Raw genomic sequence first — 14,749 nt, 5'->3', positions numbered from 1 at the left:
ATTTTGTCCCAGCATGATCGTGCCCCATCTTTACTATAAAAAACGCACAACGGATACGCTTTTCAGTGCCTTGCAATCAATATTTTGCAGAGCGATGATGGAGCATGAATAGGGGCATCCTGCCCTTTCACGACTTTCAGGGAGGTCTATCGATGCGTAATATTGGACATTTTATCGGCGGCAAGCATGTCGCAGGCCAGAGCGGTCGTACGGCGGACGTCTTCCAGCCGCTCGACGGCACTGTGCAGGCCAAGGTGGCGCTGGCCACCAAAGAAGAAGTACGCGCAGTGGTCGAAAACGCCAAAGCTGCGCAGCCGGCATGGGCTGCCACCAACCCGCAGCGCCGCGTGCGCGTGCTGCGCAAATTCATCGAACTGGTCGAGGCTGAATATGACAGCCTCGCCGAATTGCTGGCGCGCGAGCATGGCAAGACCCTTGGCGATGCGAAGGGCGATATCCAGCGCGGCCTTGAGGTGGTTGAGGTCAGCCTTGGCGCGCCGCATATGCTCAAGGGTGAATTTACCGATAATGCCGGAACCGGCATCGACACCTATTCCATGCGCCAGCCGCTCGGTGTCGTCGCCGGTATCACGCCATTCAACTTCCCGGCCATGATCCCGCTGTGGAAGGCAGGCCCAGCGATTGCCTGCGGCAATGCTTTCATCCTGAAGCCGTCTGAACGCGATCCGGGCGTGCCGATGCGTCTTGCCGAACTGTTCATTGAAGCAGGGCTTCCGGCAGGTATTTTCAATGTCGTCAATGGTGACAAGGAATCGGTCGATGCGCTGCTCGACGATCCCGATGTGCAGGCTATCGGCTTTGTCGGGTCTACGCCGATTGCGAAATATATCTATAGTCGCGGCTGCTCGAACGGCAAGCGCGTGCAGTGCTTCGGCGGCGCAAAAAACCATCTTCTCATCATGCCTGATGCCGATATGGACCAGACCGTGGATGCGCTGATTGGTGCAGGTTACGGTTCGGCAGGTGAGCGCTGCATGGCGATTTCGGTTGCGGTGCCGGTCGGCGAAGATACCGCCAATCGCCTGATGGAAAAGCTCGTTCCGCGTGTCGAGGCGCTGAAGATTGGCCCCTCGACCGACAATTCCGCTGATTACGGCCCACTGGTGACAAGGGAAGCGCTTGAGCGCGTGCGCAACTATGTCAATCTTGGCGTGGAAGAAGGTGCAAAACTCGTTGTCGATGGCCGTAGCTTCAAGATGCAGGGCTATGAGGACGGCTTCTATATGGGCGGCTGTCTTTTCGACCATGTGACGCCGGATATGCGCATCTACAAGGAAGAGATTTTCGGGCCCGTTCTTTCGATCGTGCGCGCCAAAAACTATGAAGAAGCGCTCGCTTTGCCCAACGACCACGAATATGGCAATGGCGTGGCCATTTTCACCCGTGACGGCGATGCGGCCCGCGATTTCGCAAGCCGCGTACAGGTCGGCATGGTCGGCGTAAATGTGCCGATTCCAGTTCCCATCGCCTATTACACGTTCGGCGGCTGGAAAGCTTCCGGTTTTGGCGATCTCAACCAGCATGGGCCGGATGCGTTCCGTTTCTACACCAAGACAAAGACCGTCACCTCGCGCTGGCCGTCTGGTGTTAAAGACGGTGCGGAGTTCGTCATCCCGACGATGAAGTAAACTTATCGTCGACTTTTTTTGGCTGCGTGTGCCCGCATTGCTGCGGGCGTGCGTATTTTTGCTTTTGTGCATCCTCACTTCGCTCAGGGTGCGTAGGAGATGACGATTCTTCTTGCACAAGCGCGCTTCGGGCGTGATGTTGTGAAAACGATCCGGGCAGGTTCTTCGGGCTGCCGGACCGCGCACTCAACATTGACAGACAGGCGGATCATGGCCGAACGACGGCAGGCAGGAACAAGCGGGAATAGTGAGAAGCAAGCGCCGGTGCTGGAGGGACAGGAAGAGGCGCGGCGCATACTGGAACGGCTGGAGCGCGAATCAAGCGCGACGCAATCCATGGTGCAGCGCGGGCTGTCGCGCACCGCCAGCCATCTTTCCGCGCAGGATGCGGATAAGGACGATCATATAGAAGTTTGGGCCACCCGCATCGGACGTATGCTCGGTCTTCTCATAACGTCTGCGATCATTGTCTGGCTTATCCTTTATCTCATGCAAGGCTAGAACCCGTATGGCATCTTCCGCATCTTCGGACGCGACAAGCGTTATCGTCATCTCAAGCCATGTCGTGCGTGGTTCCGTGGGGAATCGCGCCGCAGTCTTCGCGCTGGAATCGCTTGGCTTTCCCGTCTGGGCCGTGCCGACTGTGGTGCTGCCCTGGCATCCCGGCCACGGGCTTGCGGGGCGCATCGTGCCGCCGCCGCAGGAGTTTTCAATGCTGTTGCAGGATCTTGAACGGGCGCCATGGCTTGGTGAGGTCGGGGCTATATTGACCGGCTATCTCGGCCATCCCGAGCAGGTGCAAGCCATTGCCGGACTTGTCAAAACCGTGAAAGCGCGCAATCCAGAAGCCGTTTATCTTTGTGATCCGGTGATCGGCGATCAAAAGGGGCTCTATGTGCCGGAGGCGACAGCGGTCGGCATCCGTGATCGTCTCCTGCCTCTGGCCGATATTTCCACGCCCAATCGTTTCGAGCTTTCCTGGCTGACGGGCGTACCGCTTGAGGATAACAAGGCGCTGATGGAAGCAGCGCTCGATACCGGGCCTGCGACCATGCTGGTGACATCGGCCTTTCCGCTTATGACAGGCAGTATCGGCAATATTCTGCTTACGCCGACCCTTGCGCTGATGGCAGAGCATCGCTGCGTGGAAGGGCCTACCAACGGGCTTGGTGATCTGACTGCCGCAGTACTTCTGGCACGAAAGCTGTTGGGCTTTTCCGAAGAAAAGATGCTGCAAAGCACCACGGCGGCGGTGTTCGAGGTCATGGCACGGGCTGCAAAGCGCGGAGCAGACGAGCTTATGCTCGAAGCCGATGCCGCCAGTCTCTCCTCGCCCATGGCCATGGTGCAAACCCGGCGACTGGTCCATCCTACAAAAGGGCTGAGAGCTTGACGGTAATCGTGCATATTTTGCGATTTTTTATTGCTCTGGGTTTTCGATAGGGATAATGAAAAAGCATGGTAGACCTTCCAGATACATTGCTCGCCGGTTATCGCACCTTCATGAGCGAGCATTTTTCGCATGAAACAACACGTTATAGGGAATTGGCTGACAAGGGGCAGTCACCGCAGACACTGGTGATCGCCTGCTGCGATTCGCGTGCAGCCCCCGAAACCATTTTCAATGCTGCGCCGGGTGAAATCTTCGTTCTGCGCAATGTCGCAAACCTCATTCCGCCCTATGAGCCCGATGGCGAGTATCACGCAGCTTCCGCTGCGCTGGAATTTGCCGTGCAGAGCCTCAAGGTCAAGCATATCGTGGTTATGGGCCACGGACGCTGCGGTGGTATCAAGGCGGCGCTCGATACGGGAAGCGGCCCGCTGTCGCCAGGTGATTTCATTGGCAAGTGGATGAGCCTGATCGCGCCTGCGGCAGCCGCAGTTGGCAGCAACGGACTCATGACCTCTACTGAACGGCATACGGCCCTTGAGCGCATTTCGATCCGCTATTCTATCAAGAACCTGCGCACTTTTCCCTGCGTTGATATTCTGGAAAAGAAGGGCAAGCTCACCCTGCATGGTGCGTGGTTCGATATTTCCACCGGTGAATTATGGGTCATGGATCACCAGACGGGCGATTTCAAACGCCCCGATTAATGGATGACCGGATCAATCATCGCTGGATATGAAAACGCCCGGAATTTCCGGGCGTTTCATTGTGATTTACAATATTATTTGATTATTTGCCGTCGATGGCCTTGCCCATTTCGGCAATGGCGCGCTGGTAGACGCTTGCGGCGTTCCAGCCCTGAATGGCTGCATAATTAGGCTCTCCCTGCTGGTAGCCCGCGCCGCGCTGCCAGCCATGACCAACAAGGAAATTGGCGGTCGAATAAAGCGCATCGGCCTTGGAGCGGGCCATGTCGATGTGACCGCTGCCGTCGCCGTCTATGCCATATCTGAGCACGTTGAGGGGCAGGAACTGGGTCTGGCCAATCTCGCCATGCATCGCGCCAATCGCATTGGGATCGAGATCCTGACGATCGATGAGCGTGAGGGCCGCATAAAGCTGTTCGGTGAAATAATCGCTGCGACGGCAATCATAAGCGAGTGTTGCAACCGCTGAAAGCGTATGCTGTTTACCCATATAGGAACCGAAGGCTGTCTCCATGCCCCAGATAGCGACCAGCGGACCGGCGGGAATGCCGTAACGCTTTTCGATAGCAGCGAAAAGAGCGGCGTTCTGCTGCTTGAATGTGCGGCCGCGCTTGATGATGGTAGCGGTGCCGCGAACCTTCTTGAATTCTTCAAAGGAAAGCTTGAAACTCTTCTGGTTACGGTCCGCGTTGATCGTGGCGCGCGCATATTTGGTGTTGGACAGGGCATTGATGGCGGCCTGGCCGAGGCCGCGCCCTTGCGCGGCCTTCACCGTCTGTCGCAGCCAGGCATTGTATCCTGCGCCATCATTACCGCATTGTGCCGCTTCGGCGGCACCCGTTCCGACAATCATCCCCATTGCAAGGACTGCTGCTGCGGTCACTGACCGGCCTTTGGCAACCAATGCCATTCATTATCTCCTTCGGAGTTGATTCGATCCTGGCGCGAATTTGCCATTCTTTACGGCAAATGTCATGCGTGATTGGCGGGAAAGAAACGCCGTTTACCGCGCTTTTGCTTGACAGAAGCGGTTTAAGGCCATAAACGCTGCCCAGTCTATCCGCGATCTTCAGAACGCGAGCCGCCGACCGGGACCCTTTATGGTATAAAACGATCCCGGAGGTCCACATCCGACAGCGCGATGCGCCCTCGGGTGCGATACCTCTTTGGCAGGGCTTGATCTGGCAGATCGGCGGTACGAACTATCCATGGAGATGCCTGCTCTTCGCGGATTAAAGGAAACTCGATGTTTGAATCACTTCAGGAGCGTCTTGGCTCCATTCTGAACGGTCTTACCGGACGCGGCGCTCTTTCCGAAAGCGACGTGACGGCGGCGCTGCGCGAAGTACGCCGCGCGCTGATCGAAGCCGATGTTTCGCTGGAAGTGGTTCGTTCTTTCACCGACAAGGTCCGCGAAAAGGCTGTCGGAGCGGAAATTCTCAAAAGCATCAAGCCCGGCCAGATGGTCGTCAAGATCGTTCATGACGAGCTTGTCGAAATGCTGGGCACCGAAGGTGTTACGATCGATCTGAACGCACCCGCGCCAGTCGTCATCATGATGGTCGGCTTGCAGGGTTCGGGCAAGACGACGACTACCGGCAAGATTGCCAGGCGCCTGACCGAGCGCCAGCGCAAAAAAGTGCTGATGGCATCGCTCGATACGCGCCGGCCCGCTGCACAGGAACAGCTTCGCCAGCTCGGAATCCAGACATCGGTCGATACTTTGCCGATCATTGCCGGGCAGTCGCCGGTGGAAATCGCCGGACGCGCCGTGCAGGCCGCGAAGCTCGGCGGTCATGATGTGGTTATTCTCGATACGGCAGGCCGCACGCATATAGACGAGCCGCTGATGGTCGAAATGGCCGATATCCGCAAGGTGGCCGATCCACACGAAATCCTTCTCGTCGCCGATAGCCTCACCGGCCAGGACGCCGTCAATCTGGCGCGTAATTTCGATGAGCGCGTTGGTATTACCGGCATCGTCCTGACCCGCATGGATGGCGATGGACGCGGCGGCGCTGCTCTTTCGATGCGCGCCATCACCGGCAAGCCGATCAAGCTGATCGGTACGGGTGAAAAGATGGATGCGCTGGAGGAATTCTACCCCAAGCGCATTGCCGACCGAATTCTAGGCATGGGCGACATTGTTTCGCTCGTTGAAAAGGCTGCTGAAAACATCGACGCGGAAAAAGCCGCAGCGATGGCCAAGAAGATGCAGTCGGGCAAGTTCGATCTCAACGATCTTGCCGATCAGCTCCACCAGATGAAGAAACTGGGCGGTATGGGCGGCATAATGGGCATGATGCCCGGCATGGGCAAGATGAAGGATCAGGTGGCTGCTGCCGGTCTCGATGACAAGGTTTTCGACCGCCAGCTTGCGATCATCGGCTCGATGACCAAGGCCGAGCGCGGCAATCCCGACCTTTTGAAGCACAGCCGCAAGCAGCGTATCGCCAAGGGTTCGGGTACGAGCGCCGCCGATATCAACAAGCTTCTCAAGATGCATCGCCAGATGGCCGACATGATGAAAGTCATGGGCAAGGGCAAGGGCGGAATGATGAAGCAGATGATGGGCGGTCTCGCGGGCAAGATGGGCCTCGGTGGAATGGATGGCGGAATGGGGGGAATGGGCGGTATGCCTGATCTTTCCAAGATGGATCCCAAACAGCTTGAGGCGTTGGCCAAGCAGGCGGAAGCAGCGGGACTCACCAAGGGCGGCGGTCTTCCGGGCGGCCTCCCTGGACTGGGCGGGCCGAAACTTCCCGGACTTGGTGGCGGACTTCCCGGATTGCCGAAGAAAAAGTGAGTGTCATGAGCGACGAGCAGAACACCATACCCGCTGAACTTCTGGCATTGCGCGCTTCCATCGATAATATCGATGCAGCGCTCATTCATATGCTGGCCGAACGCTTCCGCTGCACCAAGGCGGTGGGCATTCTCAAGGCTGAACGCGGATTGGCGGCTGCCGATCCCAATCGCGAGAAACAGCAGGTCGAGCGCCTTCGTTCGCTGGCGCAATCTGCCAATCTCGATCCCGATTTTGCCGAGAAATTTCTCAACTTCATCGTGAAGGAAGTCATCCGGCATCATGAGCATACCGCCGCAAACCACGGCGCAAACTAAAATTTCAACCCAAACACTCTCTGGGTTTCATCAATCCAGAAGCTCTGGGCACCAACCCGGAATATGACCAAACGAGGATACTAAAATGGCTCTCAAGATTCGTCTCGCCCGCGCTGGCTCCAAGAAGCGCCCTTACTACCACATCGTCGTGGCCGACGTTCGCTCGCCGCGCGACGGCCGTTTCATCGAAACGATTGGTGCATGGAATCCGATGCTCGCCAAGGATGCCGAGCGCGTAAAGATCGATGCCGACCGCATCCAGCATTGGATTGCACAGGGCGCGCAGCCGACCGACCGCGTTCTGCGCTTCCTTGATCAGGCTGGTATCGCCAAGCGTCCGGCCCGCAACAACCCGACCAAGGCTGAGCCCGGCAAGAAGGCCCAGGAGCGTATCGCTCTGGCCAAGCAGGCGGAAGAAGACGCCGCAGCCAAGGCTGCTGAAGCTGCCGCTGCCGCAGCAGCCGCAACGGAAGAAGCACCAGCTGAAGAAGCTGCAAGCGAATAATTCCTTCGTAGTCAGCGTTTTGTGAAAGCGGCGGAGCAATCTGCCGCTTTTTTCATGTGCTGGTCCGTCCTGCCGTCAAACAGCTGGACGATCGCCGATTTTTCTCTATCTTGTTGATTTAACGGCTCGCATTTGCGTGATTGCTTATACGCGGGTGCAGTCAACAGCGCTTTTTCAGGAGAACCCCATGTCGGCTGCGATGATCGCGACTTCTCTTTCTTTCCGCCGAATTTCTATTGCTCTTGGCCTTCTCGTTCTGGTTCCGCTGCTTTCCGCCTGCGGCTTCAATACGATCCCGACCAATGAGGAAAAGGCCAAAGCCGCATGGAGCGAGGTGCAGAACCAGTATCAGCGCCGCGCCGATCTGGTGCCCAATCTGGTCGAAACCGTAAAAGGTTATGCAGCCCATGAAAGGGAAACGCTGCAAGCAGTGATTGACGCGCGCGCCAAGGCGACGCAGGTGCAGATCACGCCGGAAACGCTGAACAATCCCGAGCTTTTCAAGCAGTTTCAGGATAATCAGGCCAATCTGACCGGTGCCCTGTCGCGCTTGATGGTGGTTGTCGAACGCTATCCCGACCTCAAGGCCAATCAGAACTTCCTTGCCTTGCAGTCGCAGCTTGAGGGAACGGAAAATCGCATTGCGGTGGCTCGCCGCGATTACATCGAAGCGGTACGGGTCTATAATACCGGGCTGAAGACCATGCCGACCATGTTGTGGAAGATGTTCTGGTTCCGCGATGCCGAACCCATGCAGAGTTTCACTGCTGATGCAGCCAGCCAGAGCGCGCCTCAGGTGAATTTCAATAACTGATTGGGCGTTCGGTGGCTGCTGTGCTTGCAATGCGTGAAGCAATTTATGGCGTGAAAGAGCGACGAAATCCGCTTGCGTTTTTCGCCGTCTTTCTGGCCGCGTTTTTCATGCTTGCGGGCGCATGGGCGCAGGACGCACAAAAACCCGTTCCGGCGCTGACTGGCCGTGTGGTCGATGATGCGGGGATCATCGATCTCGCCGAACGGGCGCAACTCACCCAAAAACTGGCCGATTTCGAAACGAAATCCTCCGATCAGGTGGTGGTCGTCACTGTGCCAAGCCTCAATGGCGAGGATATCGAAACCTATTCTAACCGGCTTTTCCGGGCCTGGTCGCTGGGGCAGAAGCAGGAAGATAACGGCATATTGCTGGTCGTGGCCCCCAATGACCGCAAGGTGCGCATCGAGGTCGGCTATGGGCTGGAAGGCACTATGACAGACGCGCTTTCGAGCGTCATCATCAATGGCACGATTATTCCCGCCTTTCGCAATGGCGATTATAGCAGCGGTATCATGCAGGGCGTGGATGGTATTCTCTCGGTGCTTTCAGGCGATGCGGCGGAACTCGAAGCGCGCGCCCGACGCAATACGCAGACAAGTTCCGATGATGTGGACTGGATCGCGGTCGTTTTTGTTACATTCTGGTTCCTCATCTTCTTCGGCGGTTTTGGCATGGCGGTGCTCGCGCCGGTATTCGGGCGCAAGATCGGCCCCGGCCAGTATGAATGGCTCGGTATGCGCGTTGGCACCAGCGGTGGGCGCAATTCGCGCGGCGGTGGACGTTGGGGCGGTGGGCTGGGTGGCGGTGGTGGCGGCTGGTCATCGGGCGGGGGCGGCTTCTCCGGCGGCGGCGGTTCGTCGGGCGGCGGCGGCGCCTCGGGCAGTTGGTGAGGGGCGATGCAAAATAGAAATCTCATAGATGCAGAAGATCACGCTCGTATCGCGGAGGCGATCCGCAAGGCCGAGGCTGGTACGAGCGGCGAAATCTATGCGGTGCTGGCCCGCTCAAGCGACGATTATTTTTTCGCGGCGGGCTTTGTCGCAACCTGCGGCATCCTCATCGCGTCCGTCATTGCGGCATGTCTCGCGCATTGGTACTGGTTCGACATAGCACTGCCAATGTTCGGGCTTGCCATTCTGGCCGCTTTCGTTTCGGCAATGCTGGTGCTGTGGTTTCTGCCGTCAATCCGCATGATGCTGGTGCCGCGGCGCATCCGCTACAAGCGCGCGCATCTCAATGCCGTGCAGCAGTTTCTGGCGCGCAATGTCCATATCACCGAGCAACGCACAGGTATTCTGCTGTTTGTATCAGAGGCCGAACATTATGCGGAGGTGATCGCCGATGCGGGTATTCATATGCATGTCAAACAGGAGGATTGGAACGCCATCGTCGCGACATTGACCCATCATGCATCGCGCGAAAGCGCGGCGGAAGGCTTCGTGCTGGCGATCGGGCAGGCGGGTGTCCTGCTGGCGCAGCATTTTCCGTCCGGGCCGGATACGCCCAACGAGCTTGACGATCATCTCATCGAGCTTTGACGAAACCGCAGATAAGAAAATAATTCGTCATTTTTGGAAAAGGGCGGGATGAATTTTCAGAATTTTATTCCAAATTAAATTGATTAGATCGTCTTTTTCTATCTTTAACGGATTTTTTTGGTTGTTTTCAACGATTTGCCATCGAAACAAACTCTCAATCTGTTAATTTGAGCCGCATTGCCACCATAACAGGAGTATCCGACGTGACTGCAAAGCAGGACCGGTCGAGTAAAGTAAAAAGTTCCAAGGCAGGCAAGGAGGAAAAAAGGGGGGGGAAGCCCAAGGCTTTGGCTGCTTTCTCGCAGCTTCTTTTCGAATGGGCACCGCCGGAAGACCTCGCCGCCTATGACGCCAAGGTCCTCGAAAGTTCAGCTCATATCGCCTATGCCGCGCTGGAGCGCTGGCGCAAGGGAAAAACTATCATCAATATCGACAATGGCATCGAGCGGCAGGGCCGCCTCGTCAGCGTGGTCACTATCGTCAATGGCAACAAGCCGTTCCTGCTCGATTCCATCATGGGTGAGCTTGGTGATCATGCCGGACAGATATTTCTTCTCGTGCATCCGGTTCTCGATATATCGCATGAAAAAGACAAGCTCGTCATTCTTGGCGAAGCCTCGCAGCTCCCTCCCGCCAAAGAGGTTGAGCGCGTCAGCGTGGTGCAGATGCATCTTTCGGCAATGACCAAGGATGCACAGGACGAATTGATTGCTTCTCTCGACCGCATCATCGGGCAGGTCGATCTGGCGGTTGGAGACTGGAAACCAATGCTCCGGCGCATCGATGGAGCGATCACCGATTATAAACGCACCTATGAGCTGACCAAAAATGCCGCCATGCCGGAGGCCATTGCCTTTCTCGAATGGCTGCGCGACGATAATTTCGTCTTTCTGGGTATGCGCGAACTGGCGTTCGAGGGCAGCGGCAGAAAGCGCGAACTGGTGACGGTTGGAAAGCCCCTGGGCGTTCTTGGCGATCAGGGCGTGCGCGTGCTGCGCAAGGACGATGAGGATACGCTCACACCGCCAGAGATTACCGATTTTCTCGACAGCGCCGAACCGCTGATCGTCACCAAGGCGAATACGCTCTCGCTGGTCCATAGACGCACTTATCTCGACTATGTCGGCATCAAGATATTTGGCGAGAAGGGCGAGGCGGTCGGCGAATTGCGCCTTGTTGGCCTGTTCACGTCGGTTGCCTATACCAGTTCCATCGCCAGCATTCCTTTCATCCGCTCGAAGGCCGATGCCGTCATCAGGCATCTGGGCTTCAATCGTGAGGACCATTCGGGCAAGGCGCTTGTGAGCGTGCTCGAAGAATATCCGCGCGACGAGCTGTTTCAAATCGATACGGACAGCCTGACGGCCAATGCTGAACTGATCCTTGCGCTGGGCGAACGTCCGCGCGTCCGCGTGATACCGCGCCATGACCGCTTCGGGCGATTTGCGTCTGTTCTGGTCTATATTTCGCGCGACCGCTACGATTCAGTAGCGCGCGAGAAGATCGGGCGTCATCTCGTCGAGGTCTATGAAGGTGACAGTTTTGAATTTCATCCGGTGTTTTTGCCCAATGGGCTGACGCGCGTGCAATTCGTCATTCGCCGCACGAAGCGTTCGATGCCGCATGTGGATCGCGAAACGCTGGAGGCGAAAGTACGCGATATCATCCGCACATGGGAGGATGTGGTTTCTGAAAGCGCAACCACGGAAAATGCGTCCACGATTGCGCTGGCCTCGGCATTCCCGCCCTCTTATCGCGAGATTTTCACACCTGCCGATGCGCTGGTTGATGCCAGGCGCATTGAAGGGCTCAGCCCGCAAGCGCCGCTTTTCGTCGATTTTTACCGGTATCGCACCGACGGGCCGGACGGAGTTTCGCTGAAACTTTATCACTATGGCGCTCCCGTGGTGCTCTCGCAGCGCGTACCGCTGCTGGAAAATATGGGCTTTCGCGTCATCAGCGAGCAGACCATCGAATTGCCCGATGCAGGCGGCGCGGACGTTCCGGTGTTCTTTCACGACATGCAACTGGTGAATGCCTATGGCGCGCCGGTTGATCTCACCGATGAGGGCGAGATGCTGGAGGAGGTGTTCCGCACCGTCTGGGGCGGAGAGGCGGATAATGACTTCTATAATGCACTGGTCCAGACGGCACGCCTGACGGCGCGGCAGATCATGATCCTGCGCGCCTATGGCCGCTATCTGCAACAGGCGGGCATTGCCTATCCGCAAAGCTTTATTGCTGCCGCGCTCAATCGCTACCCGGAAATCGCCACAGACCTTTATTCGCTGTTCGATCTGCGCTTCAATCCTGCGTCGAAGCGGCGGGAAAAGGCCGAAAACAAGCTGGTCGATGCGATTGAAACGGCGTTGCTGGCAGTGCCGAGCATCGATGACGACCAGATTTTGCGTCGTTTCCGCAATCTGATCGAAGCGACATTGCGCACCAATGCATGGCAGCCCGATGTCGATGGAAGGCCGCGTGTGACCTTTGCCTTCAAGCTCAATCCGCGCCTGGTGGAGGGCCTGCCGGAACCCCGTCCCTATCGCGAAATTTTCGTCTATGGGCCGGAAGTGGAAGGCGTTCACCTGCGCTTTGGCGCGGTGGCGCGTGGGGGCTTGCGCTGGTCGGACCGCGCGCAGGATTATCGCACCGAAGTGCTGGGACTTGTAAAAGCACAGCAGGTGAAGAACGCCGTTATCGTGCCGGTGGGCGCCAAAGGCGGTTTCTACCCCAAACGCTTGCCAGTTGGTGGGGATCGCAATGTGGTTTTCGAGGCAGGGCGTGAGGCCTATAAGGTGTTCATCACCACGCTTTTGTCGGTTACGGACAATATCGAGGATAGCCATGTCGTGCCGCCCAACGATGTCGTGCGTCACGATAATGATGATCCATATTTCGTCGTCGCAGCCGACAAGGGAACGGCTACTTTCTCGGACACGGCCAATGCCATCAGTCAGGCGCATGATTTCTGGCTGGATGATGCTTTCGCCTCCGGCGGTTCGGCGGGCTATGACCACAAGGGCATGGGCATCACCGCGCGCGGCGCGTGGGAAGCGGTGAAGCGGCATTTCCGCGAGCTGGATATCGACATCCAGAGCCAGCATTTCACGGCTGTAGGCGTGGGGGATATGTCGGGCGATGTGTTCGGCAATGGCATGCTGCTTTCGCAGCAAACAAGGCTGGTTGCCGCTTTTGACCATCGCGACATCTTCATCGACCCCGATCCGGCTCCTGCGACCGGCTTTGCCGAGCGCAAGCGCCTTTTCGATCTGCCGCGTTCGAGCTGGCAGGATTACGACCGCTCCAAGCTCTCGCCCGGCGGCGGCATCTTCAGCCGCAGCCAGAAGACGATCACATTATCGGCTGCGGCTGCCGCTGCAATCGGCATTGGCAAAACCACGGCTACGCCACAAGAAATCATGACGGCGATCCTGAAAGCGCCAGTGGATCTGCTCTGGTTCGGAGGCATTGGCACCTATATTCGCTCCTCCGTTGAGACGGATGCGCAGGTGGGCGACCGCGCCAATGACGCGATCCGTATTACCGGCTCGGATGTGCGTGCGCGAGTGATCGGCGAGGGTGCCAACCTGGGCATGACGCAGCGCGGACGCATTGAATATGCGCTCAATGGCGGTATTGAAAGCAAGGGCGGGCGCGGCAATACGGACGCCATCGACAATTCCGCTGGCGTCAACTGCTCGGATGTCGAGGTCAATATCAAGATCGCTCTGGCGGCGGCCATGCGGTCGGGCAAGCTCAAGCGATCGGCGCGCGACAAGCTGCTGGTCAGTATGACGGACGATGTGGCGCAGCTGGTGCTGCGTAACAATTATCTGCAACCGCTGGCCCTTTCGCTGGTCGAGCGGCAGGGGCTAGCAGGCCTGCCCTATCAGGCGCGCTTCATGGACGAACTGGAAAGCCGCAAGCTGCTTGACCGCAAGGTGGAAAACCTGCCGTCGGACGCGCTGCTCAACGAACGGCAAAAGGCTGGCCAGCCGCTGACCCGCCCGGAACTGGCCGTGCTTCTGGCCTATTCCAAGCTTTCGCTCTGTGATGATCTGGTGGCGAGCCAGCTTCCCGACCAGCCTTATTTCCACTCTCTTCTACTCGATTATTTTCCGCCGCAGATGGTCAAGACCTATGCGGAGGAGATTTCAAGCCATCGTTTGAGGCGCGAAATCATCGCGACGCAACTGGCCAATGATGTGGTCAATCGCGGCGGCGTCACCTTTGTCAGCAATCTTGAGGATACGACGGGCAAACCGGCTGCCGATATTGTGCGGGCCTATGTGGCGGTGCGTGATGGTTTCGGGGTCAAGGCAATCTATGATGCCATCGACGCGCTCGACAGTAAGGTAACAGGCGAGGTACAGAACCAGTTCTACCAGCTTGTCGGCGATATGCTGCAAGCGACGACAGCCTGGGTGCTGCGTAACGATACCACCGGCGCTTCGCTGGCCGAACTGGTCGATACCATCGTCAAGGCGCGCACCGAACTTGAGCCGCATATGATCGAACTCATGCCGGAATTCCTCACCAGCATTGTGCAGGAAGACAAGGCGGCGTTTATCGAAAAAGGCGCACCGGAAGCGCTCGCTGTGCGTCTGGCGCATCTCCAGCTTGCGGCTATCATGCCGGATGTCGCGCTGGTGGCGCATCTGGCCAAGGCCGATCTGGTTTCCGCCGCCAAGGCCTATTTCGGAGTGACGGAAGTCTTCCGTATCGGCCGTATCGAGGAGGCCGCGCGTGCTATTCCGGTGACGGACTATTATGACGGGCTGGCCCTGTCGCGCGCGGCCGAAACGATTACGCAGGCAGCGCGCGGCATTACGGTCGCGGCCTTGAAGCGCTTCGCCAGGGAGAAGGACCCGGCTTCGGCGTGGTTTGCGGCGGATGGCGAGCGCATTGAACAGGTCAGGGGCCGGATGGTGGCGCTGACGGAAGGCGGGGACCTGACGGTCTCGCGTCTTGCGGTCGCTGCCGGCCTCATGTCGGATCTGGCGCTTTAAAAACCGGAGCG

12 protein-coding genes are annotated in these 14,749 nt (G+C 57.7%); 11 read left to right on the top strand and 1 reads right to left on the bottom strand.

Annotation, left to right across the window (positions count from 1 at the left end):
• Positions 1-152 precede the first annotated feature (152 nt).
• From KUG47_RS15115 to KUG47_RS15100, 4 genes are all read left to right on the top strand, one after another.
• A complete protein-coding gene (locus KUG47_RS15115; protein WP_217678800.1) occupies positions 153-1,649 on the top strand; it encodes a CoA-acylating methylmalonate-semialdehyde dehydrogenase in 1,497 nt (498 codons plus the stop codon).
• Between the two features lie 210 nt (positions 1,650-1,859).
• Positions 1,860-2,150, top strand: a complete 291-nt coding sequence (locus KUG47_RS15110) for a hypothetical protein (protein ID WP_217678867.1) — start codon at positions 1,860-1,862, stop codon at positions 2,148-2,150.
• A 7-nt stretch (positions 2,151-2,157) separates the two neighbouring features.
• Entirely contained in the window at positions 2,158-3,042 is an 885-nt protein-coding gene (gene pdxY / locus KUG47_RS15105) for a pyridoxal kinase PdxY (RefSeq protein ID WP_217678799.1), read from the top strand.
• Between the two features lie 65 nt (positions 3,043-3,107).
• Positions 3,108-3,746, top strand: a complete 639-nt coding sequence (locus tag KUG47_RS15100) for a carbonic anhydrase (RefSeq protein WP_217678798.1) — start codon at positions 3,108-3,110, stop codon at positions 3,744-3,746.
• A gap of 82 nt (positions 3,747-3,828) precedes the next feature.
• Here KUG47_RS15100 and KUG47_RS15095 read toward each other — a convergent pair whose 3' ends face one another.
• The gene (locus KUG47_RS15095; protein ID WP_254799580.1) at positions 3,829-4,656 is read right to left on the bottom strand and encodes a lytic murein transglycosylase; all 828 of its coding nucleotides are present in this window, start codon (positions 4,654-4,656) and stop codon (positions 3,829-3,831) included.
• A gap of 336 nt (positions 4,657-4,992) precedes the next feature.
• Here KUG47_RS15095 and ffh point away from each other — a divergent pair, with 336 nt between their 5' ends.
• The 7 genes from ffh to KUG47_RS15060 all read left to right on the top strand — a co-directional run bounded on the left by ffh (position 4,993) and on the right by KUG47_RS15060 (position 14,738).
• Complete coding sequence (gene ffh, locus KUG47_RS15090; protein ID WP_217678797.1) at positions 4,993-6,552, top strand: signal recognition particle protein; 1,560 nt, start codon at positions 4,993-4,995, stop codon at positions 6,550-6,552.
• A gap of 5 nt (positions 6,553-6,557) precedes the next feature.
• Positions 6,558-6,869: a chorismate mutase gene (locus tag KUG47_RS15085; protein ID WP_217678796.1), complete on the top strand. Its 312-nt coding sequence runs from the start codon at positions 6,558-6,560 to the stop codon at positions 6,867-6,869.
• Between the two features lie 85 nt (positions 6,870-6,954).
• The gene (gene rpsP / locus KUG47_RS15080; RefSeq protein ID WP_217678795.1) at positions 6,955-7,374 is read left to right on the top strand and encodes a 30S ribosomal protein S16; all 420 of its coding nucleotides are present in this window, start codon (positions 6,955-6,957) and stop codon (positions 7,372-7,374) included.
• A gap of 187 nt (positions 7,375-7,561) precedes the next feature.
• A complete protein-coding gene (locus KUG47_RS15075) occupies positions 7,562-8,188 on the top strand; it encodes a LemA family protein (RefSeq protein WP_217678794.1) in 627 nt (208 codons plus the stop codon).
• A gap of 29 nt (positions 8,189-8,217) precedes the next feature.
• Complete coding sequence (locus KUG47_RS15070) at positions 8,218-9,078, top strand: TPM domain-containing protein (protein WP_217678793.1); 861 nt, start codon at positions 8,218-8,220, stop codon at positions 9,076-9,078.
• A gap of 6 nt (positions 9,079-9,084) precedes the next feature.
• Entirely contained in the window at positions 9,085-9,726 is a 642-nt protein-coding gene (locus KUG47_RS15065) for a TPM domain-containing protein (protein ID WP_217678792.1), read from the top strand.
• Positions 9,727-9,929: 203 nt separating this feature from the next.
• A complete protein-coding gene (locus KUG47_RS15060) occupies positions 9,930-14,738 on the top strand; it encodes an NAD-glutamate dehydrogenase (RefSeq protein ID WP_217678791.1) in 4,809 nt (1,602 codons plus the stop codon).
• Positions 14,739-14,749 lie beyond the last annotated feature (11 nt).

The organism is Falsochrobactrum tianjinense, assembly GCF_019100495.1.
Taxonomy (GTDB): Bacteria; Pseudomonadota; Alphaproteobacteria; order Rhizobiales; family Rhizobiaceae; genus Brucella; species Brucella tianjinense.
Note: the sequence above shows the minus strand (reverse complement) of the source record. Positions and strands in the feature narration are given on the sequence as shown.